Raw genomic sequence first — 21643 nt, 5'->3', positions numbered from 1 at the left:
AGCGGCGACGCGCATACGCAGGGTGGGAGGTCGATCAACCCTGAGGATTTCGACCATGCCCGAAGCAATGATCAACCCCAAATTACAGCAGCCAACGCAGGACTTTATCGCTGAGCAGTTACCCGGCTGGCTGAAAAATGCCACGCAAGTGCAGCTCACCAGGCTGCGCGCATGCATGAGTGCGCATTTGCACAGCCAGAAAAGCATGGCTGCGTTCTCGAGGCAATTGCTCTCGCTTGACCGTTTCGCGGCCCAAAAGCTGGAACTGGCGATGAAACAGCAGTTGGCGCTGGATATCGATTTGACCAAGCTTCACTGGCGTGAGCAGCGCCGTCACTTCTCGGTATCACCCGGGCAACTGCCCGATGACGGCGACTATTTCGTGACGGTGCCTGCGTTGCAGAAGCTGCTGCAAAACTTCAAAGAGCGTGAAACGTTCTATGACCAGACAGCATTGACCGATGCTGCGACGCCGTCCGGTGAGCCGGAGCGGGTTGTTTCGCAGCGTATCGACGATATTGTCAGATTGTGCCGAAGCGTTGACGTGGGTAAAGCCTATCAGGACCATCTGGATCACGTATTCACGGATAACTTCAAGCGTCATTTGGCCACCGATAAGCGCCAGGAACTGGCCGTGGTGATCGAAATCGCAGCTATCAAGCAGCAATTGACGCACAGCGATTTGCAGATGCTGCGGCGGGTCGCTCAGGGCAAGCCGCAAGAGTTGCCCTGGGATCTTGAGCTGAACATGGGCGCGTTGCAGCTCTTGGGTCAGCCCGTGGACGGGGCAATGGCGTTCGAACTGGTCGGCACGCCGTCCGGACTGCCAGGGTTGATCTTCAATCGCAAGCGGCTGCTGGCTGTGCTGCTGTACTTGCCTGACGACCCAGAGCAGCCGCTGCGCCGCTTCGATGACTGGTCGTTGGCGAACCAGGCTTTGGTCAGGTCGATGCGCGGGGCCCCGTTCCGTCGGGCGATTGCCCATCGCATCGCATTGCACGGCCAGGCGGACTATCAGGTGGTCCTGGGCAAACGCCTGCAGGATTCCAAACCGGACCTGGAGCCCATGCGGTTTGTCCAGAGCGGTGAGATGTTCGCGGGATTGGCAGCTGGGCATGTGCAACGCATCAAGGCCGATGCAGCCTTCCTTGCTGTACCGACGGCACAGGCAGATGCCAAGGCCACTGCCGAACGTTTAGGCAAGCTGCAAACGGCGGGGCTGGTGTTGCTGAACCTGGCGGGGCTGTTCGTGCCGGGCGTCAGTGCATTGCTGTTGGCCGATATTGCCCGGCAGCTACTGAGTCAGGTGTGCGAAGGCGTCAGCGACTGGGCACAGGGGCATCAGCACGAAGCAGTGGAGCACCTGCTTCAAGTTGCCTCGACGGTCGCCACCGGTGCAGCGCTTGCGGGGGGCGTGCAGGTGCTGCGCAGTGCTTTTGTCGAGCAACTGGAGCCGGTAGTCACCGAGGCGGGCGAGAAACGCCTTTGGCAACCTGACTTGCAGCCGTACGAGGAGCATAAGACGGTGCCGTCACTGGTGGCGCTTGATAACGGCTTGCTCAGTGATGGCCAGGCCCATTGGTGGCGGTGTAACGGTGTCCTGTACCGAGTAAGGCAAAATGCGGCAGGTAGCTGGCGCCTGTTGCACCGTGATGGGCCTGCCGTGTTTGGCCCCGTACTGCAGAGCAATGGTGAACGCGCCTGGCGGCTCGCCTTCGAGCGACCGTTGGAGTGGCAAGGCACGGAGATACTGCTCAGGCGCTTGTGGCCTGAAGCAGAGCATCTGAGCGCCGAGCGGATCACCCAGATTCTTACGGTTGCGGATGTCGATGAGGTGTATCTGCGTGGCTTGCTGGTAGAGGGCAGGCCATTGCCGGTCAGGCTGCGTGATACGTTGGAACGCTTTGCCATCGACGCAAGGATCCACCTGTTTTTCGCGCAATTAGGGCAGGGGGGGATGGATGCCGAAGCCTTGCAGTGGTGTGTCGAAAGGCTGAGTCTGCAAGGGCAGAGCCCGTCAACGCAGATTGAAACGATCCAGGCCTCGGCCGAAGCGTTACGCAGCCCGATGCTTGAGCATTTCGCCAACGCCTACCTGGCAGTGAACCCGCTGCTGGCCACCCTGAAGGGCAGCTTCGCGGGGCTGCCGGATGCTTATGCATTGGACTTGCTGAAAAACGCCAGCGTCGATGTTCAGCAACGCATGGCAAGTGAATCTCGTGTTCCGCTGGCATTGGCGGAACAGGCGCGAGGGATGTTGCAGGAGGCCCGCTTGACCCGGGCGCGCGAGGCACTTTATCTGCGTAGCAGCTATCATCCCGGTGCGGTCTCTCTGGTCTTCTCGCTGTTGCGCCGCCAGGGTTTGGCGCCCAGTGAAATAAGCCTGGTGCTGCGAGACCGCTCCAGTACCGGGCCGATGCTTGAACGGCTGTTCCCCGAGCAAGGCAGGGTCGAGCGCGCTGCGGTGATGGTTTGGGACGGCGGCGGGTTCGAACTGTTCGACGAGATGGGGCGCGCCAGTGAGATCGAAGTCGCGCAACCGCACGGTTTGTTCGAGGTCTTGGCTGCTTGCCTGCCGCCCCACTTCCTGCAACGGCAAGGGTGGGCAGGAGAGGGCGCTGCTGAACGCATTCGCTCCTCCATGCAAAGTGCCTTGCCACGCGATCGTCAGGCGTTGATTCGCTTGCTTGGCTGGCGCGAAGCCAGGCCTGTTCCGCCCGCCTTGCACCGATTGCCCGATGGGCGCGTAGGCTACCTGCTTAGCGGTCGGGGCGTTTCCACGCGGGTTCAGGAGCAGATCTTGCGACAGCGGATTCGCAGCCTGTACCCCTCGTTCGATGAGGAGGCGGTCGAGCGATTCCTGCAGTTGCTGTTGAATCAATCAGGCTCGGCCTATGGCAACCTGTTGCGCCAGGAGGAGGAATATCGCCGCCTTGACGAGAGTTTGCAGCGCTGGACGCACACCGTTGACGGTGTTGACCGTGGACACAGGGTGGCGGTTGCAGACGCGTTTCGCCGGGCCTGGCGACTGGAGGGTGAAGAGGTTGTCTACAGCAACGGCGCCCCAGGTGGATTGCGCCTCAGTGTGCTGGGCGTGCCTGCCGGTGGCCTACCTGCCCTGCCTGTTGGTACGGATTTCACCCACATCACTGATATGGCACTGGTGGGGGTTGGATTGGAGGCCCTGCCTGCCGGTTTTCTCAGAAGTTTCGCCGAGCTGCGGCGCCTCGATTTAAGCAACAATGCCTTGCGCGCAGTCCCAGAGGACCTCGCTTGGTTGACCCGGCTGCGTCACCTGCGCCTGGCCCGCAACCGGATTCGCATGACTGCGTCACAGGTGAGCACGGTGTCCGAGATGGGGCGTCTGCGTGTGCTGGACCTTAGTCACAACACGCTAGGTTCGATCAGTCTGCGTTTCAATCAATTATCCCGCCTGCGGGAGCTTCACCTGCATCAAGCGGGTTTGCTGGCGGTGCCGGACGGCCTTCAGTGGTGTGGCTTGCTTGAACATGCCGACCTGCGCGGCAACCAGATTTCCAGCTTGCCCCAGGCCTTGCTCAACGCGCCGGCTGCTTTGCGGCAAGCCATTCATGTGGACGGCAACCCGCTTTCGGTGGCTGACCGTGAGCGGCTGTACGCACCGGAGCTGGCGCACGCCCATGCGCGCGATAGCCACCTTGCTGAGGCTGGGGAAAGCGCTATGCGTGCAAGGGCATCCTGGCTTGAAACATTGGCCGAACCAGAGCGGGCGGCCAGGGCTGAACAATGGGATGCGCTGCAGAGGGAAACCGGTAGCACGCATTTTTTTGCGTTGTTGGCAGAGCTGACTGGCAGTGCCGATTTTGAACTGGCGCGCGAGGATCTTTCGCGAAGGGTGTGGCACATGATCAGCGTCGTGAGTGACGATTCGCGCATAAGGGATGAGGTGTTCGAGCGAGCGGCTGACCCGCGTACCTGCGTCGACAGCATGGCGCATTGCTTCAGCCAGCTGGAAGTCCGCATGCAAGTACAACAGGTGACCTTCGGGGGAGAGCCGCTTGCCACAAGGGATGCGCGCTTGCTGTTGGCCCAGCGTCTGTTCCGTCTTGACCAGGTGGAACGCTTCGCTCGTAGCGATATTCAGGGCCGGCTCGCCGCAGGTTATCGCGTAGATGAAGTCGAAGTCAGCCTTGCCTATCGTATTGGCCTGGCGAGGCGCCTGGATCTGCTGGGTCAGCCGCAGACCATGGCGTACCAGAATGTGGCCGACGTCACACAGGATCACCTGGAGGAGGCATACCGCGCAGTACTGAGTGCCGAAACGGGTGACGAGCGAATTATCTATATCAGCCAACGAGACTTCTGGACGCCATACCTGCGCGCCAGATACCCCGAGGCCTTTGCAAAGATCACCGACGAATTCGACAGCCAGTTGGATGCGCTGGACGCAGAGAAGGAAACCCTCGGGAGCGGCGCCTATGTCCAGCGCTGCGAGCAGCTGCGCCGAGACAGAGAGCAAGCCTTCGATGCACTTGCATTACAGCTCACTCGGGATGAACTGAACATGCCGTTACAAGACTCTTCACGGGGGGCGGTGCGCCACGGAACGCTTCCCTCTGCGTCGTGACCTGACATTTGGACAACATGGCTGGCTCCATTCAGATATCAAGGAGCCAATCATGGCCAACCTTACCAGTGGCACCGACCAGTTCATCGGGGCCAGGTTACCAGACTGGCTCAAGCGAGCTTCCAGGGGGCAGATCAACACCCTGCGGGCCAGCCTGAACGCTCATCACGCAAGCCAGGCCCGCTTGCGTGGCCTCACGCTTGAGCTACTGCCAATTCAGCAGTTCGCCGAGCAATACCTGGTGACGCTGCTGGATAAGCGGCTGCCAGAGGGCCAGCTATTCGATCAGCTCGAATGGCTGACGGTAGAACCACGCATTGGCAGGCGGCCAGGTACCTTGGAACAGACCTACGAATACAGCCAGACGCGTGAAAACGGCCTGCTGCGGCTGATGCGCAATTTCTCGGCGGGTACCTCGTACTTTGACGGCACCGGGCTGGTATTACCGGGGGACGACAAGCCGTTGGGAGGGTCGCTGGAAGCGTTGATCGAGAACTGTCGCAGGCTGGATGTGGGTACTCGCTATCAGCAAGAGCTGGAGCGGATTTTCCATCCGGAAACGCAGACCATTCTGGTCGAGGACAAACGTTCAGGGCTGAAGCTGGCAACCGAGCTGGCTGCCTTACAGGGGCGAATCACTGCCGATGTGCAGATAGCCCTGCGTGAGATTGCGAGCGATGGAGAGGTACACAGAGAGGAGGGGCTCAAAGGATACCCCGGTCTGCTAATGGCCCTGGGAGTACCGGTGGCTGATGGCTTGCTGATTCAGTTGCGTGACAACATTGGCGTTGACCGGGGCATCGTACTCTACCTTCCCAGCGATCCCTATCAGGCGCTGCGTCTTTTTGACAATGCGCCGGCCATGAACAGCGCAGTGGCGCGGTTGCTGCAAAAGGCAGATTACCGCCAGTATTTCACGCAGTTGATCAGCCTCGAGCACCGTGCAGACTTTATTACCACCCTTGGCAAGCGCCTCAAGGATGATCAACCGGACCTGGCGCTGGAGGGCTCCGCACAGAGCGCGAACATCTTCACCCAGCTTGCCGCCCTTCAGGTACAGCGGCTCAAGGATGACGCGCGAATGTTGCTGGTGACGAGTGCCGATGCCGACAGCCTGGCCGTGCGCGCCAGGCATGCCGCATGGAAGGCTGCAGGCCTGGACCTGGTGAATCTGGCCGGGTTTTTCATTCCGGTGGTGGGGGCCTTGCTGCTGGGGCAGTTGGTTGTTCAAACCTGCTCGGAAGTGTTCGAAGGGGTGATGGATTGGTCGCGGGGCCATCAGCACGAAGCCATGGAACACTTGCTTGGGGTTGCCGAAACCTTGGCCGCCACGGCCGCGACTATCGGAGCTGTCAGTTATCTGCGCAGCGCGTTTGTCGAAGGTCTGCAGCCGGTAAGTCTGGAAGGCAGGAACGGACGTCTGTGGCGCTATGATGCCGAAGATTATCGATCCACGCCTGGCAGCATCGATCAACTTGAGGACGGGCGCTTTGGCGTCGGAGAACGTCGCTGGGTCCGTATCGATGGGCGCTACCATGAAGTGCACCAGCCCAATCCCGACGGCCCCTACAGGCTGCGCCATGCGCTGGGACACGGCGATTACGGCCCAGTGGTATTGCATAACGGTGAGCGCGGCTGGCGACTGATGCGCGAACAGCCACTGGCATGGGAGGATGCTGCGCGCATGCTGGATGTGCTTTGGCCGCAACATACGCCAATCGATCAGCTTCAGGCCGAGCAGATCTTGCAGGTGGCGGGTATCGACCAGGAGGAGCTACGTGGAATTCTGGTGGAGAACCGGCCGGCCCCGGTGAATCTTGTACAGACCCTGCGCGCGTTCCAGGCACAAGCACGTATTGAAACATTCTTCGAGCGTATGCGCCTGAGGACGTTGATGCCGCCAGACAGTGAACTGCTGGCCTGGAGTGAGCGTCGCCCAGGCATTGGCAAAGGCTTGGAATCGGTGTTGGCGCAGGAGGCCGAACTGCGTCCGCAACTGTTCACCCACCTGACGCAACAGCCGTCGGCCCAGGACCCACTGAGTGTGTTGGTCCAGCGCGACTTTCCTGGCCTGCCTTCGGCCTATGTCAGTGAAGTGCTCGGCCAGGCGAGTGACCTGGAGCGTGAAATGGCGCGAGTCGAGCAACGGTTGCCCTTGGCGTGCGCCCAGAACGCGCGATCGCTGTTACGCCTGGCACGTCTGAACCGGGCGCTGGCCGGCCTTTATCTGAGCACTGGCTACAGCGACGAAACGGGAGTGCTGGCGCTCACCTTGCTAGATAGCCTTGAGCTTGAAGGGCTTAACATCGACTTGCGTGACGACGGGGTGGATGGGCGCTCGATCAAGCAGGTGGGTAGCGTTGGGCAAGGAGAGGCAGACAGGGTTCTGGTGCACAAAGAGGGCAGGTTCCAGGTCTACAACGGTATGGGTGAACGGCTGCCGGTTACGCTCAGCGACCCGGGCTGCATCTTCGAGGCGATCTTTGCAGTGCTTACAGGCGAGCAGCGGGCCGGCATGGTCTCACCACAACAGCTTCGTGAGCAGCTTCTGGCTCGTCTGCCCGCTTCGCAGTGGGGAATTACCCGAATGCTCGGCTGGCCAGAGAAGCCTGCCTGGTTCAATCCAGGGCGGCGTCTTGACGATGGAAGAGTAGGGTACCCGCTCAGTGACCACCCTGCTGCCCCACCCAGCAATGAGCAGGCGATCATTCGTGATCAGCTGCGCGCGCTGTATCCCGGGTTGGATGAGCAGGCGCTCGATGAGGAGCTGGCGCATCTGCAGCAGGGCAGCCGGCCGGTGCTTGAGCGCTTGGTGGAGTTGCAGGACGATCATGATCAACTGGTGCAGCACCTTAACCGCTGGGTCAGTGCTGATTTGCAGGAAAGTCGCCAGGCCGCACGCAGATTGACGGCAGACAGCATCCTGCGGGCATGGCGACTGCAAGGTGAAGTGGTTCCGGCGGGCGACGGGCGAGCGCCTGGCCAGCGTCTGTCGCTCAGAGGTTCGCATTTGCGCACGCTACCGGCGCTACCGCCGCAAATCGATTTCCATCGCATCACAGTGTTGAGCCTGAACGACTCTTCGGTCAGCGAGGTTCCGGTCGACTTCCTTCGCCCGTTCACTGCCGTCACGGAGCTGAGCCTGAGCAACAACCAGCTGCGACACATGCCGACGGGCATCGCTTATCTACCGGAGCTGCGAGTGCTGCGCCTGGCACACAATCAGCTTCGGCTGGATGCGCAAGCAGTCGAAATTCTGCATGGGCTGCCTAACCTCGCCCAGCTTGATCTGAGTTACAACCCGATGGAGGCATTGGACCTGCGATTCCATCAGCTCTCCCATCTGACCAGCCTGAATCTGCGCCATTGCCGGCTGGGTGCCTGGCCGCAACGCCTGGAACTGTGTGGTTTGCTCGAACGAGCCGACCTGCGCGACAACCTCCTGCGCACGGTGCCGAACGAAATCCAGCAAATGCCATATGCGTTCCGGCGCGCGATTATGGTGGAGCGCAACCCGTTGCCTCGCGGGCAGTTGCAGAGGCTATATGCGCTCGATGTCATTGAGGAGCATGGTCACCTGCCTGAGGCGCCAGGCCATGTTGACTTGCCACGCGCCCTGGCACTCTGGGTGGGGCATGCGGATGCAGCGGTTCAGGTATCACGTCAGGCATTGTGGCAGCGGTTGCTGGCGCAACCTGAAAGCAGTGGGTTGTTCCAGCTGTTGGCCCGCCTGGAGCTCACTGCTGACTACCGTAATGCCGGGGAAGGACGAACTGTACTGGCCGATGGCGTTTGGGCAGTGCTGCAGGCGCTGGACGCCGATCCAGTACTTTCTGGGCGGATCTTTCAACGTGCCGGCCTGTCGTTGTCATGTTCGGATGCGGCCGCCAGCCGCTTCAGTGAAATTCAGGTTCTGGTAAGGCAGGCGCAGGCCGAAACCGAAGCACTCGACCCTGAAAACAGAGGGATTTTGCTGGAGCTGGGCCGACAGCTGCACCGCCTGGACCAACTGGAAAGGGTTGCCTATCACGATTGCTGGCAGCGACAGGTCGCCGGGGAACATTTCGATCAGTTGGCCCTGGGCTTGGCCTATAGAGTGCAACTGCGTGGCCGTTTGAAATTGCCCTGCCAACCCTATGCCATGCGCTATTCCGACGCTGCCGAGCTCACGGAGGCCCAGGTCGAGGACGCGTTCCAGCGGGTTACCCAGGCGCAGACAATAGAAGCCCTCACCGATAGCCTGAGCCAGCGCGAGTTCTGGCGCCGCTACTTGCACCAGCAGCATGGCCAGATGTTCGACGCTATCCGAATCGACTACAGCCAGCGTTCGCTTGAGCTTCAGGCTCAACGGCCGGCCTTGTCGCCGGTAGTCTATGAGGAGCAGCTCAGCCATTTGCGACAGCAGGAGGTCGACGATACAGAGCGCCTGGTCAAGGGTCTGACCCAATCCTACCTGCGCGCATCCGAACGCGGCGATGGCTGACCAAGGGCGGCAAAACCGGTCATCCAGATTGACAGCTTTGACCATTGTCGCCAGGCCCTGGCGGCGCGAACATCGTTGGACCGATGGTTTAACTCGAAAAACAAGAAACCAGGAGTCCAACGATGCGCGATTACGCCGAGGCTGCGCGTGCGTTCGACCATGCTCAAGCCGCTACTGCGGCGCTGCATGGCGACCTCACCGCCCTCAATGCCTGTGTCGAATGCTGTGACCGCCATGCCGGTGTCGGTAAGCTGGCGCTGGTCTGCGAAGACCGTGAAGGCAACAGTGCCCGTTACAGCTTCGACCAGCTCAAGGTCCGGGCTGCCCGCTTCGCCAATGTGCTCAAGGCGCAGGGGGTAGGTCCAGGCGATCGGGTTGCCGGCCTGATGCCGCGGACCGCCGAGCTGCTCGTGACGATACTTGCCACCTGGCGCCTGGGAGCGGTTTACCAGCCGTTGTTCACCGCCTTTGGCCCTAAGGCCATCGAGCATCGTCTTGAACAGTCTCACGCCCGTGTAGTTGTGACCGACGCGCAGAACCGCGCCAAGCTCGATGAAGTTCACGGCTGCCCGGTAATCATCACGGTCAACGCCCGCAGTGGGGAGCTGGATTTCAATCAGTGCCTGGACGCGGCAGCCGCTGTGTGTGAGCCGGTGATGCGCAGTGGAAACGACCCGTTCCTGCTGATGTTCACCTCCGGCACCACCGGCCCGGCCAAGCCGCTGGAAGTGCCGCTGCGTGCCATTGTTGCCTTCCAGGGCTACATGCGCGATGCCATCGATTTGCACCCAGACGACAACTTCTGGAACCTGGCCGACCCGGGCTGGGCCTATGGCCTGTACTACGCAGTGACCGGGCCGCTGGCGCTGGGCCACGCCACCACCTTCTACGATGGCCCGTTCAGTGTCGACAGCTGCGCGCGGGTGATCGACAAGCTGGGCATCACCAACCTGGCTGGCTCGCCCACTGCGTACCGTCTGCTGATCGCCGCCGGCAACGCGTTCTCGGCACCGATCAAGGGGCGCCTGCGGGTCGTCAGCAGTGCCGGCGAGCCGCTCAACCCGGAGGTCATCCGCTGGTTTGCCGATGAACTGGGGGTGACCATCCACGACCATTACGGCCAGACCGAGCTGGGCATGGTGCTGTGCAATCACCACGGCCTGCAGCACCCGGTGCATTTGGGCTCAGCGGGGTTTGCCATCCCTGGCCACCGCATCGTGGTCCTGGACGAGCAGGCCAATGAACTGCCTGCCGGCCAACCGGGCATCCTCGCCGTCGACCGCGAGCAGTCGCCACTGTGCTGGTTCGGCGGCTACCACGGCTTGCCGACCAAAGCCTTCGTCGGCAAGTACTACCTGAGCGGCGACACGGTCGAATTGAACCCGGACGGCAGCATCAGTTTCGTCGGCCGCAGTGATGACGTGATCACCACCTCTGGCTACCGGGTTGGCCCATTCGACGTGGAAAGTGCGCTGATCGAGCACCCGGCGGTGATCGAGGCGGCGGTGATCGGCAAGCCAGACCCAGAGCGCACCGAGCTGATCAAGGCCTTCGTCGTGTTGGCCAGTGGCTACGTCGCTAGCGCAGCGCTTGAGGAGGCCTTGCGTCAGCACGTACGTCAGCGCCTTTACGCGCATGCCTACCCCCGTGAAATCGAATTCGTCAGCGAGCTGCCCAAGACCCCGAGCGGCAAGCTGCAACGCTTCATCCTGCGCAATCAGGAAGTCGCCAAACAACAAGCGCAACAGGCCACCCCTGCCAGCGCCTGAAAAGGAACCGCATCATGCACATAGCCAATAAACATTTCATCGTCAGTGGCGCCGCCTCCGGGCTAGGAGCAGCCACTGCGCAGATGCTGGTCGAGGCTGGCGCCAAGGTCATGCTGGTTGACCTCAATGCCCAGGCCGTCGAGGCCAAGGCCACTGAGCTGGGTGACAATGCCCGCTTTGCAGTCGCCGATATCAGTGACGAGCAGGCTGCTCAGGCGGCAGTCGATGCCGCTGTCGCAGCCTTTGGCAGTATCCACGGTCTGGTCAACTGTGCCGGCATCGTCGGCGCCGAAAAGGTGCTTGGCAAGCAAGGCCCGCACGGGCTGGCCAGTTTCGCCAAGGTCATCAACGTCAACCTGATCGGCAGCTTCAACCTGTTGCGCCTGGCGGCTGCGGCCATGGCTGAAGGGCAGGCAGACGACTATGGCGAGCGTGGGGTGATCATCAACACCGCGTCCATCGCGGCCTACGACGGCCAGATTGGCCAAGCCGCCTATGCTGCCTCCAAAGGTGCGATCGCCAGCCTGACGCTGCCGGCTGCTCGCGAACTGGCGCGTTTCGGCATCCGCGTGATGACCATCGCCCCGGGCATCTTCGAAACGCCGATGATGGCCGGCATGACCGAAGAGGTACGTGCCTCGCTGGCCGCTGGCGTGCCGTTCCCGCCACGTCTCGGGCGCCCGCAGGAATACGCCGCGTTGGCCCGCCATATTATCGAGAACAGCATGCTCAACGGCGAGGTGATCCGCCTCGACGGTGCACTGCGCATGGCTGCCAAGTAAGGAGTACGCACATGAACCTCGCCAATGACCCGATCGTTATCGTCAGCGCCGTGCGCACGCCCATGGGCGGCCTGCAAGGCGACCTCAAGAGCCTGACCGCGCCGCAGCTGGGTAGCGCGGCCATCCGTGGCGCCGTCGAGCGCGCCGGCATCGATGCCGCCAGCGTCGAGCAGGTGCTGTTCGGCTGCGTGCTGCCGGCTGGCCAGGGCCAGGCACCGGCGCGCCAGGCGGCGCTGGGCGCCGGGTTGGATAAACACACCACTTGCACCACCCTGAACAAGATGTGCGGCTCGGGCATGCAGGCGGCGATCATGGCCCATGACCTGCTGTTGGCTGGAACCTCCGATGTAGTGGTGGCCGGCGGCATGGAGAGCATGACCAACGCGCCCTACCTGCTGGACAAAGCTCGCGGTGGCTACCGCATGGGCCACGGCAAGATCATCGACCACATGTTCATGGATGGCCTGGAAGACGCCTACGACAGGGGCCGTCTGATGGGGACCTTTGCCGAAGACTGCGCCCAGGCCAATGCCTTCAGTCGCGAAGCCCAGGACCAGTTCGCCATCACCTCGCTGACCCGCGCCCAAGACGCAATCAAGCATGGCCGTTTCGCTGCCGAGATCGTGCCGGTAGAGGTCATCGAGGGCAAGGAGAAGCGCGTCATCAAGGACGACGAACAACCGCCCAAGGCGCGCCTGGACAAGATCCCGCAGCTCAAGCCGGCCTTCCGCGAAGGCGGCACGGTGACTGCCGCCAACGCCAGTTCGATTTCCGACGGTGCTGCAGCGTTGGTGCTGATGCGCCGCTCCGAAGCCGACAAGCGTGGCCTCAAGCCGATAGCGGTGATTCACGGTCATGCCGCCTTCGCCGACACCCCGGCGCTGTTCCCCACTGCGCCGATTGGTGCCATCGACAAACTGATGAAGCGCACCGGCTGGAGCCTGGGCGATGTCGACCTGTTCGAGATCAACGAAGCCTTCGCCGTGGTTACCTTGGCGGCCATGAAGCACCTCGACCTGCCGCACGACAAGGTCAATATCCACGGCGGCGCCTGCGCCCTGGGCCACCCGATCGGCGCCTCGGGCGCGCGCATTCTGGTGACCCTGCTGTCGGCTCTGCGCCAGAACAACCTGCGTCGTGGCGTGGCCGCTATCTGCATCGGCGGTGGCGAAGCCACAGCCATGGCTGTCGAATGCCTGTATTGAGGTGAACCATGCTGGTAACTGACGAGCAACAACAGATCGCCGATGCGGTACGCGCCTTTGCCCAGGAACGCCTGAAGCCGTTTGCCGAGCGATGGGACAAGGAGCACCGCTTCCCGAAGGAGGCCATCGAGGAAATGGCCGAGCTCGGCCTGTTCGGCATGCTGGTGCCTGAGCAGTGGGGCGGCAGCGATACCGGTTATGTGGCCTATGCCATGGCGCTGGAGGAGATCGCCGCCGGTGACGGTGCCTGCTCGACCATCATGAGCGTGCACAACTCGGTAGGGTGCGTGCCGATCCTGCGGTTTGGCAGCGAGCAGCAGAAAGAGCAGTTCCTCACGCCGCTGGCCACGGGTTCGATGCTGGGTGCCTTCGCCTTGACCGAACCGCAGGCCGGTTCCGATGCCAGCAGCCTGAAGGCCCGTGCGCGGCTTGACGGCGACCATTACGTGCTCAATGGTAGCAAGCAGTTCATCACGTCCGGGCAGAATGCCGGCGTGGTGATCGTCTTTGCCGTGACTGACCCGGACGCTGGCAAGCGCGGCATCAGCGCTTTTATCGTACCCACCGACTCGCCGGGTTATCAGGTGGCGCGGGTGGAAGACAAACTGGGCCAGCATGCCTCGGATACCTGCCAGATCGTTTTCGACAACGTGCGTGTGCCCGTGGCCAATCGCCTGGGCGCGGAAGGCGAGGGCTACAAGATCGCCCTGGCCAACCTCGAGGGCGGCCGCATCGGCATTGCCTCGCAAGCCGTGGGCATGGCCCGCGCTGCCTTCGAGGTGGCGCGTGACTACGCCAATGAACGCAAGAGCTTCGGCAAGCCGCTGATCGAACACCAAGCCGTGGCGTTCCGCCTCGCCGACATGGCAACGAAGATCGCCGTGGCCCGGCAGATGGTGCTACACGCCGCCGCACTGCGTGATGCCGGACATCCAGCGCTGGTGGAAGCGTCGATGGCGAAGCTTTTCGCCTCGGAAATGGCCGAAAAGGTCTGTTCGGATGCCTTGCAGACGTTGGGCGGATATGGCTATCTGAGCGACTTCCCGCTGGAGCGGATCTACCGCGACGTTCGGGTCTGCCAGATCTACGAAGGCACCAGCGACATTCAGCGCATGGTCATTGCGCGTAATCTTTGAAGGAGCAGACTGCATGGCATTCGAAACCATCCTGTTGGATATCCACGGCAAGGTCGGCCTGATTACCCTTAACCGGCCGCAGGCGTTGAACGCGCTCAACGCGCAGATCGTCGGCGAGATCAATCAGGCGCTGGACCAGCTTGAGCGTGATCCCAACATTGGCTGCGTGGTGCTCACCGGCTCTGCCAAGGCCTTTGCCGCCGGGGCCGACATCAAGGAAATGGCCGAGCTGCAATACCCACAGATCTACGTTGAGGACCTGTTCAGCGATGCCGATCGCATTGCCAACCGGCGTAAACCGATCATCGCCGCAGTGTCCGGCTTTGCCTTGGGCGGTGGCTGCGAGCTGGCGATGATGTGCGACTTCATCCTGGCTGCCGACAATGCCAAGTTCGGTCAGCCGGAGATCAACCTCGGCGTGCTGCCGGGCATGGGCGGTACCCAGCGCTTGACCCGTGCGGTGGGCAAGGCCAAGGCCATGGAACTGTGCCTGACTGGCCGCCTGATGGGCGCGGAGGAAGCCGAACGTGCTGGCTTGGTAGCGCGTATCGTGCCGCAGGCGGAGCTGCTGGAAGAGGCGCTGAAGGTGGCGGCGACCATCGCCAGTAAATCGATCCCGGTCAGCATGATGGTCAAGGAAAGCGTCAACCGCGCCTTCGAGGTGACACTCAGCGAAGGCGTGCGCTTCGAGCGTCGGGTGTTCCACGCCGCCTTCGCCACCGAAGACCAGAAAGAAGGCATGGCGGCCTTCATTGCCAAGCGCGAGGCGCAGTTCAAGGACCGTTGAAGCGCACGGGCACTGCCCTAGGCAGTGCCCGCGATTTCACGCCAGATTGAAGAAGTACCGTTGTGCGGCTTGTGCCGTGATTGCACCCCGGTGAACCTTGTTACGGTCGTTGCTGGTCAGGTAGCGCTGAGCTGCCGTCTTCAGGTGACCGACGATGAAGGCTGACTTGGGGCTGTCCATGGCTGGGTAGTGAAAATGTGCGTACCACAGCGCCTTGCCTTCATGCACGATGGCGTATTCATCGAAGAAGTCCGCCGGGCGGCCTTTGACCCTGGCCGTTCGCATGCGGGCTCCCAGCCGACTGACCTGTACCTGGCCTTGCTCGATCAGGTATTGCAGATCGCCCATCCTCGGTAGCTGCGCCAACGCTGCCTGAGTGCGCAAGCGCGGTGCAGCAGACTGCAGCTGTTCGGCTTGCTGATAAAGCGCACGCACGACGCGCGCAGCATCTGCGGCCTGGGTAGCTTCGTCGGTCTGATTATCTGCAGTCAGACGCGCCTCGATGGCGTTGATGTGAGCAAGCAAGTCTTCGCGTTGTTGATTGATCTGCTCCTCGATCTCTACGGGTAGGTAGCTGCCCGTCAGCTGTCGCTCAAGATGCGCCATGTGCTCTCGGGCCTTGCGTTGTGCCTGGTTACTTTCCTTGAGCAAGCGTTTGAGAGACCTGCCCGTCGCCGCAGGGGCGGGTTCGGGCTGTGGTTGAGCCTGGATCTGTACCCAACCACCGTCCACCATGTGATACGCGCTGCCGGGTACATGGCTGTCCGGTCCGGCGATATCGATGATCGAGGCGTCGTCCTGACGTGGCTCGCCCAGCAGCAAGCCATGCTCCGAGGTTTCGATCAGGCCGGGTAACTGGCTGCGCAGCTGTGCAACACTGACGGTGGGCGGATAGGCCGGCAGGTTGCCGAGATCGGTTGTAATGCCATGGTCAATAAAGGCCAGGTCATTTTCCAGCCGACTCAGGGTCAGTTTGGCGGGGGCATCGAGCTGTGCGGGTTCGATGTGCTGCAATTGCCGACGTGCGCTCGCCGGTTGCTCCGCCTGGCCTTGGAGCAATCGAACCCTGGCTTCGTCGCTGGCTTCGCCTAGCGACAGGTACTGCAGCCGCTGGCTAACCAGCAATTGCGTATTTTGCCAGAATCGATGCAGCCAATAGCTATCAACCGAGCTTAGGTGGTGCACGAACTCAATGCGGTTGATCAGAGACTCAAGGCGCATGAATCGCAGGGCGACGGGCATTTTGCTGGTCACTTTGATACGGCTGGCGGCTTGGTACCAAGTAGTGATTTCGGGGAAGCTGAGGCTGGTCAGTTGCTGTAGTTGTGTCTGGTGCTCACTCAGCAGCGTTGCATTTCCAATCAGTGTATCCAGCAAGGGGGCGATGTCGTCCAGGCGCTGCCGGATGATTTCCACATCGGCCGCGCTGAAGGTGTCGCCGCTGTTCTGTTTTTGCGCCAATTGCAGGAGCGGGTCATGCCGATTCTTGTAGAGGCGACGCAGAGCGCTGTGCATGGCCTGGCGAGCCATGGCGGCCTGGTATAACAGTTTGGCCCGGTTGATCTTGAAGTTCTTGGTACCGGCGCTGAGCGTATCCAGTCGCTCGAAGTCTTTAAGGTACTGCTCCCAGAAATCTGCCTGGGCTTGCAACCGGGTGATCGAGGCCTGCAACAGGTTGGGGTCCTCGGTCATCATGGCCTCTAGGTCTTGCACCATGGCCTCGCTCTGCTGCGACGAGCGGGTTGTGGCTTCTCTCACGCGAGCGGCGACTGCTTCGCGTTCCTGACGTTTCTCTTCCTGTGCTTTAAAAATCCGACTGCCCAGCGGCATTCCCGCGCGCAAGCGCAGGCCCAAGTCCAGTTGCCAGGCGCCGTTTGCGTCGCGCTTCAGCCATGGCCCGGTGCTGCCATCGGCGCCGAGGATGCGAACTTGCTGAGTGTCCTCTTGCACCGCGACCTCATAGACCTGCCCTTCCACCACCGCATACAGCAGGTTTTGATAGAGATGAAGGCCACGCAGTGCGCCTAGCGCGATGGCGCTACCCAACGACGCCTCTGGCACCGGAGCGCGAAGGGCCATCAGGGCGCCGCGTTGTGCGTTGTCCAGCTTTGCGCTGGCATGTGACCAGCTGGCGTCCAGCGCACTGTCTGCTGTAACGATCAGCTCCGGTGGCAGTGCTTCTGTGCCGGGGTCGAGATCAGGGAGGGCGGGGAGGGGCATGACAGGCGTTGTCTCGGCAGGTATTTCCTGTTCAAGCCGCTGTTTGAACAATGAATGCGAGAACAGCAGCATGGCAACATTGACGAGCAGATTGACCAGTGCAAGTCGGTGCTCTGTGGGGTTTTGTGCATCCTCGGGCTCGATGTACTCGGCCAGGGCTGCTTCCATTTGGAAAAGCCAGGCAATCCTGTTCAGAACCTTGCCGGCAAACGGCAATACTGAATTGAGCACCAGCCATGCAAGGTCTTTAACCCGAGTAAGGCGGGTCTGGGATGAAGTCGATGAATGCTCCTCGAAACGACTGATGGTTTCTGCCACGCACGCTTGGTAGATCTTCTCGCCAATGTTGTCCAACGCTGGCTCCACCGCCAATTGGACAGGCGCTGGCGTGCTGAGTGGGACCACGAAGGAATAGTCCAGCGGTGTAAACAGGTGTGGCTGCAAAAACCCCCCGTGGGCATAGAATCGGCGGATTTCAGGGGGCAGCCGGTGCAGCAGGTCGTCCTGCAGTTCGCCGGGCGTACTGATTGCCACGAACAGGGCCATGCGATCCTTGAACTGCAGCAGCGTGTCCTCATGCATCGGACGGTATAGCAGGCACGGGTGGTGAGCGGGTGTTTCTGCTTCTATTAGCCAGGTATTGTAAGGATGGTCTATGGTCGCACCCGGTGACTTGATGAAGCCCAAAGGCCGCATTACCCAGCGCGGGGCTTGGCTTGACCATTGAGGGTTGAGCGCCAAGGCAATGTGCTCAGCGGCATCCTTGTCGACGTCCTTGCCGCGCAGATGCAGCTCCAATGCCTGGCTTGGTAGCTGCGAGCGCAGTTGGCGCGTTAGCAACTGCTGGCGCTCCTGGTGCTGCAGTGGGTCGTCCAGCATGTTTTTGCGCAGCATGGCGGGGTAGGCACTGCCGATGTCCAACTCACTGATCACCGTACGCACGTAGGTCTCGTCGAGCCAGCCAGGTAATGGCGTCTGCCCATCGTTGGCAATGGCCACGCGCCCAGGTTTGAGCAGTCCGAGATTTCCGATTGCCAACTGCGCCAACGTAAAGGTCACAGGGGTAACTTCGCCAGTTTGAATGATGGCTTCTTGACCGGGAGTGGCCACTGCGGTGGTCTGGTAGTTGACCACGCGCACGTGTTCAGGCTTGAGGAGGGTGCCCGGATGGTCTTTTTCGAAACGGGCTGCCAGGCGGTGGTTGGCGAAGTCTTCGGCGCTGTCGATGCCATCCAGCCAGAACTGCCCATTTACATCGTGATAGGCCTGCGCGATGTCTGCCAGCAAATTACCGTAGTGCAGCAGTGTTCGGCTCTCGGCATTGCGTAGCCACTCGGGTAACTGTGCGTTGAGGGCGGTCCGCTGGACAACTTCGACATCGCTGCACTGATCGAGCATGGCCGTGAGGCGGTCCAGTTGCAGATTGAGTGCCAGTGGCCCCAATGGCGGGGTCAGGTGCGAGCCAACCTGTTCGATAACGCGCAGTTGTTGCGTCAACATGCCCAGTGCCTGCTGCGCGAACACGTTGCCGGTGGACGGCACAAGCGCAACTTGCCGTGGTTTTACCCTGGAGTTCAAAGGCCATGTCAGGCCGATGTCGTGCAACAGCGCTTGGCGCGAATCGAAATCCAGAAGCCGCCCCGACAGGGTGTACAGCAATGTGATGCCTTTTGGTGGAGGGCCGTCCGAGCGCTCGAGCAGAATGGCGCTGGCCAGGTCGACGTCCAGCTTGCCATCGGCGGAGTAATCGACGCTCAATTCACTGACGCCGAGGGTTCTGGTGTTCGCCCAGGCATTGCGTTGGCTGGCTTGAGGAAAGTCATGCACCAGCCTCACAGTGGCCAATGCCAATGGCGCAAGGCTGGTTGCAGAGCGATGTGTTTCAATGGCAGTGCTCAGAAGATTCTTCAGATAGTGCTCATACCATTGCCAAGGGGTTTCTCCCGAACTATCAGGCTGGCTCCAGTAGTTCACTAGAAGCTGTGAGTAGCCCTCGATCAGAAAAGGAGAAATCTGGTTAATGAGCTGTTGAACCTGCAGCAGATCGATATCCAGCGCCCAGCCAGGGTCGGCATGTGAATGGCGAGTGAGGTAGTCTTCGCCTTGCGTCAAATGCAGTGTGCCGGGTTGGCAGTAGCGCTCGACGACGGCCTGGGCCAAGGGCCGGATCCACGTTCTCCCCTGTTGCGGCTGATTGCTGACAAGGTTGAGGTCCGCAGGCTCATATTGATCGCTCAGCCCGAATGCCTGCCATTGTTCGCGCAACATGTGATCGGCAGCATCATGCAGGGTGGGACGCTTGGCGAAGCGAGTGGCAACTTGGCAATTGAGGTTGCTGTAAAGCGCCAGGCGCTGTGAAAGCGTGTTGGTCATGGGCAGGGTCTTCCTTCTCAGGTGAAAACACCTATCAGGCAATTTCTCGTGTAGACCCAGGTGGCACGTAGTTGCTACCTGCCTGGTCAACGCTGCTGACCCATCAAAGGTTGCCAGTGAGCGGATTCCAGGCCGTTTCTGGCAATTCCCCTCTGATTGCTGTTGCTCGCGACGGCTTGGCACCTTAGACTGCCGCCCCCTGTAAAAGAGTGCCGGTTGGCGCTTGAAGAATTTCGCTGCCGATGCCGAGGTGTTGGCGGCACCTGAATCGCCCAAATGCACATTTTTTCATAGAGAAATCGATGACCAAGGAACAGTTGCTGGCCATGTCGGCCGATGACTACATGAACGCTGACCAGCTGGCCTTCTTCACTGAGCTGCTGCAGGCGATGAAAGTCGAAACCCATGAACGCATCGAGCTGAGCCGCACTACCATCGAAGGCCTGGATACGCCGTCGGACCCTGCTGACGTGGCGTCGGTCGAAGAAGAGCGCAGCTGGCTGGTGAATGCCATCGACCGCGACCAGCGCTTGCTGCCGCAGCTGGAAATGGCCCTGGACCGCATCACCGACGAAAGCTTCGGCTGGTGCGATGACAGTGGCGAGCCGATTGGCCTGAAACGTTTGCTGATCAGCCCCACCACCAAGTACTGTATCGAAGCTCAGGAGCGCCACGAGCAGCTCGACCGCCATCAGCGCCAGGTCTGACCGGGCACAGTGCGCGAAGCCCCATTGAGCAATCTCTGGGGCTTTTTGCGTTTCTTGCGTAAATCAGTTTGCGGCATTTGTTGCTCAGCGCGTAATACTGCTGTACCAGGATGCGCTGTTACCCGGCAGTCGCTCGGCGTATCATGACCTTATAGTTAGGGTGCTATCTAAGTGCCGGAGGGAATGATGAACAGCCGGGTCGATGTAGCGGTGATGATCGGTTCAGGTGTGCCTGCGAATATGCAGGCACTGGGCAAGCGGGTATGTTGGGTGGTCTTGGTCAATGGCGAACGCCGTGGTACAGCGTTCGCCACCCGTGGCGAAGCTATGGAATGCAAGGCCGCATGGTTGCAGATCATGGATGAAGGCCACGCCGCCTGAGCGGTTTCACGCCTCCAGGCTACGGGCCAGGGCGCAAGCATCGCGGTGCAATCGGCGAAAGCCTTTGACCCTGCCAGTGGCGCTTTCGGTAACGTGGAAGAACTCGATACCTGCCGGTATGACCACGTAGCGTGGCCGGTTACGGCCGCATAGGAGGTAAGAAATGTTCTTTGCCTCTCGACGGATTTCAGTGTTTTCGTGCATATTCATTCCCCGGTAATGCGCTGATGGATACCTGAGCCCGTTCTGCCGAAGGGCCAGCGGTTATCTATCGCATCTTTTCTGGCGGGTTTGTTGTCAGACATTACGCTTCCCTGATGGGGAATATGCCGAAAGCCTGTCTTGAGGCTATATCTGGCAAGCCAGAGTAAAGTTTCCTGCGTGCTGCATCGCCAGCAGGCACAGACGTTTCGTGTATTACTTTATTATTCTTTTCGCCTATCGAATAGAAATGGCCGCGCCTCACCGACTCCGAGTGAGGGCGGTGTCACCGGTTTGAGGATTACTTCATTGGCAGTCAGTACACTGGATACCCACGCCTTGTTTGCCCTGGGCGATCTGCGCGGCAAGTTGGCCAAGCTGTTTCAGGGCCGTTTCATCTATGTCACCGAACAGAACCCCGAAGGCCTGTACATGGCCGAGATCGATACCGAAAGTGCTTTGGTGGTCGATGACAAGCAGCGTCTGGAATTGAAGGTGGGCGATCACTTCCGTGCCGCCGTCCTACCCAGCCGCGAAGGCGGCAAACTGGAAATGCGCTTTCGCGAAATCAAGCTGAATGTCTACGGCGTGGGCGACTACGCGTTTGTTTCGGTGCCGGAAGGCGAAGGCATCGTATTCCGCGAAGGTCACGGCGTGATGCTGGTGTTCGCAGCGCAGCAGCAAGTTCAGGAAGGCCTGGGCAAGTTGCTCAAGGCCGTCACCGGCAAGGTGGCCAAGTGGCGCAAGGGTGAGCTGACCACCTTCAAGGCCAGTGAATGAGTGACAGTGACGAAGCGCCTGGCACGCGTGCCGCGTTTCATCGGCAGCACCAGGCGCAAGCCTCGGCCGAGGCCCAGCGCCTGTTGGCGCAGCGTGAAGTGATGGGCGGAGCTTGGCTAAGCTGGGTGGCAGCCCAGCTCTATCAGCTGAGTCCGCCACCTTATGCCGCCATGGTCCGGCGCGAACTGCAGCGCCTGGCCCAAGGCTAAGGTC

The 21643-nt window shown here is 60.9% G+C and carries 13 protein-coding genes; 11 read left to right on the top strand and 2 right to left on the bottom strand.

Going from position 1 to position 21643, the window contains the following annotated elements; translation table 11 throughout:
• Positions 1–55: 55 nt before the first annotated feature.
• The 7 genes from APH28_RS22710 to APH28_RS22680 all read left to right on the top strand — a co-directional run bounded on the left by APH28_RS22710 (position 56) and on the right by APH28_RS22680 (position 14768).
• Positions 56–4606, top strand: a complete 4551-nt coding sequence (locus APH28_RS22710; protein ID WP_060512762.1) for an NEL-type E3 ubiquitin ligase domain-containing protein — start codon at positions 56–58, stop codon at positions 4604–4606.
• A gap of 52 nt (positions 4607–4658) precedes the next feature.
• Complete coding sequence (locus tag APH28_RS22705) at positions 4659–9089, top strand: NEL-type E3 ubiquitin ligase domain-containing protein (RefSeq protein ID WP_371263106.1); 4431 nt, start codon at positions 4659–4661, stop codon at positions 9087–9089.
• A 122-nt stretch (positions 9090–9211) separates the two neighbouring features.
• Positions 9212–10858, top strand: coding sequence for an acyl-CoA synthetase (locus APH28_RS22700; protein WP_060512760.1), 1647 nt, complete (start codon positions 9212–9214; stop codon positions 10856–10858).
• 14 nt (positions 10859–10872) lie between these two features.
• Positions 10873–11640, top strand: coding sequence for an SDR family NAD(P)-dependent oxidoreductase (locus APH28_RS22695; RefSeq protein WP_060512759.1), 768 nt, complete (start codon positions 10873–10875; stop codon positions 11638–11640).
• Between the two features lie 11 nt (positions 11641–11651).
• Positions 11652–12845 carry an acetyl-CoA C-acyltransferase gene (locus APH28_RS22690; protein ID WP_060512758.1) on the top strand — a complete coding sequence of 398 codons (1194 nt, stop codon included), beginning with the start codon at positions 11652–11654 and terminating at the stop codon, positions 12843–12845.
• 8 nt (positions 12846–12853) lie between these two features.
• Positions 12854–13981: an acyl-CoA dehydrogenase gene (locus tag APH28_RS22685; protein ID WP_060512757.1), complete on the top strand. Its 1128-nt coding sequence runs from the start codon at positions 12854–12856 to the stop codon at positions 13979–13981.
• A gap of 13 nt (positions 13982–13994) precedes the next feature.
• A complete protein-coding gene (locus APH28_RS22680) occupies positions 13995–14768 on the top strand; it encodes an enoyl-CoA hydratase (RefSeq protein WP_060512756.1) in 774 nt (257 codons plus the stop codon).
• A gap of 36 nt (positions 14769–14804) precedes the next feature.
• On the opposite strand, the gene APH28_RS22675 is transcribed toward APH28_RS22680, so the two are convergent.
• Positions 14805–19361 (bottom strand): hypothetical protein, encoded by a 4557-nt coding sequence (locus APH28_RS22675; RefSeq protein WP_060512755.1) that lies wholly within the window; start codon positions 19359–19361, stop codon positions 14805–14807.
• Positions 19362–19663: 302 nt separating this feature from the next.
• On the opposite strand from APH28_RS22675, the gene APH28_RS22670 reads away from it, so the two are divergent.
• Together APH28_RS22670 and APH28_RS22665 are read left to right on the top strand one after the other, a co-directional pair.
• Positions 19664–20068, top strand: a complete 405-nt coding sequence (locus APH28_RS22670) for a TraR/DksA family transcriptional regulator (RefSeq protein WP_012271506.1) — start codon at positions 19664–19666, stop codon at positions 20066–20068.
• A gap of 186 nt (positions 20069–20254) precedes the next feature.
• Positions 20255–20449: a hypothetical protein gene (locus APH28_RS22665; RefSeq protein ID WP_060512754.1), complete on the top strand. Its 195-nt coding sequence runs from the start codon at positions 20255–20257 to the stop codon at positions 20447–20449.
• 6 nt (positions 20450–20455) lie between these two features.
• On the opposite strand, the gene APH28_RS28295 is transcribed toward APH28_RS22665, so the two are convergent.
• Positions 20456–20653, bottom strand: a complete 198-nt coding sequence (locus tag APH28_RS28295) for a hypothetical protein (RefSeq protein WP_371263105.1) — start codon at positions 20651–20653, stop codon at positions 20456–20458.
• Positions 20654–20959: 306 nt separating this feature from the next.
• Between APH28_RS28295 and APH28_RS22660 the strand changes: the two genes are divergently transcribed.
• Positions 20960–21430, top strand: a complete 471-nt coding sequence (locus APH28_RS22660) for a hypothetical protein (RefSeq protein WP_060512753.1) — start codon at positions 20960–20962, stop codon at positions 21428–21430.
• Positions 21427–21639, top strand: a complete 213-nt coding sequence (locus tag APH28_RS22655) for a hypothetical protein (RefSeq protein WP_060512752.1) — start codon at positions 21427–21429, stop codon at positions 21637–21639. Before APH28_RS22660 ends, APH28_RS22655 begins: the two co-directional genes overlap by 4 nt.
• The last annotated feature ends 4 nt before the right edge of the window (positions 21640–21643 follow it).

The organism is Pseudomonas sp. NBRC 111124, assembly GCF_001320245.1.
Classification (GTDB): Bacteria; Pseudomonadota; Gammaproteobacteria; order Pseudomonadales; family Pseudomonadaceae; genus Aquipseudomonas.
The sequence above is the reverse complement of the archived record's forward strand: the minus strand, read 5'-3'. Positions and strand labels throughout refer to the sequence as shown.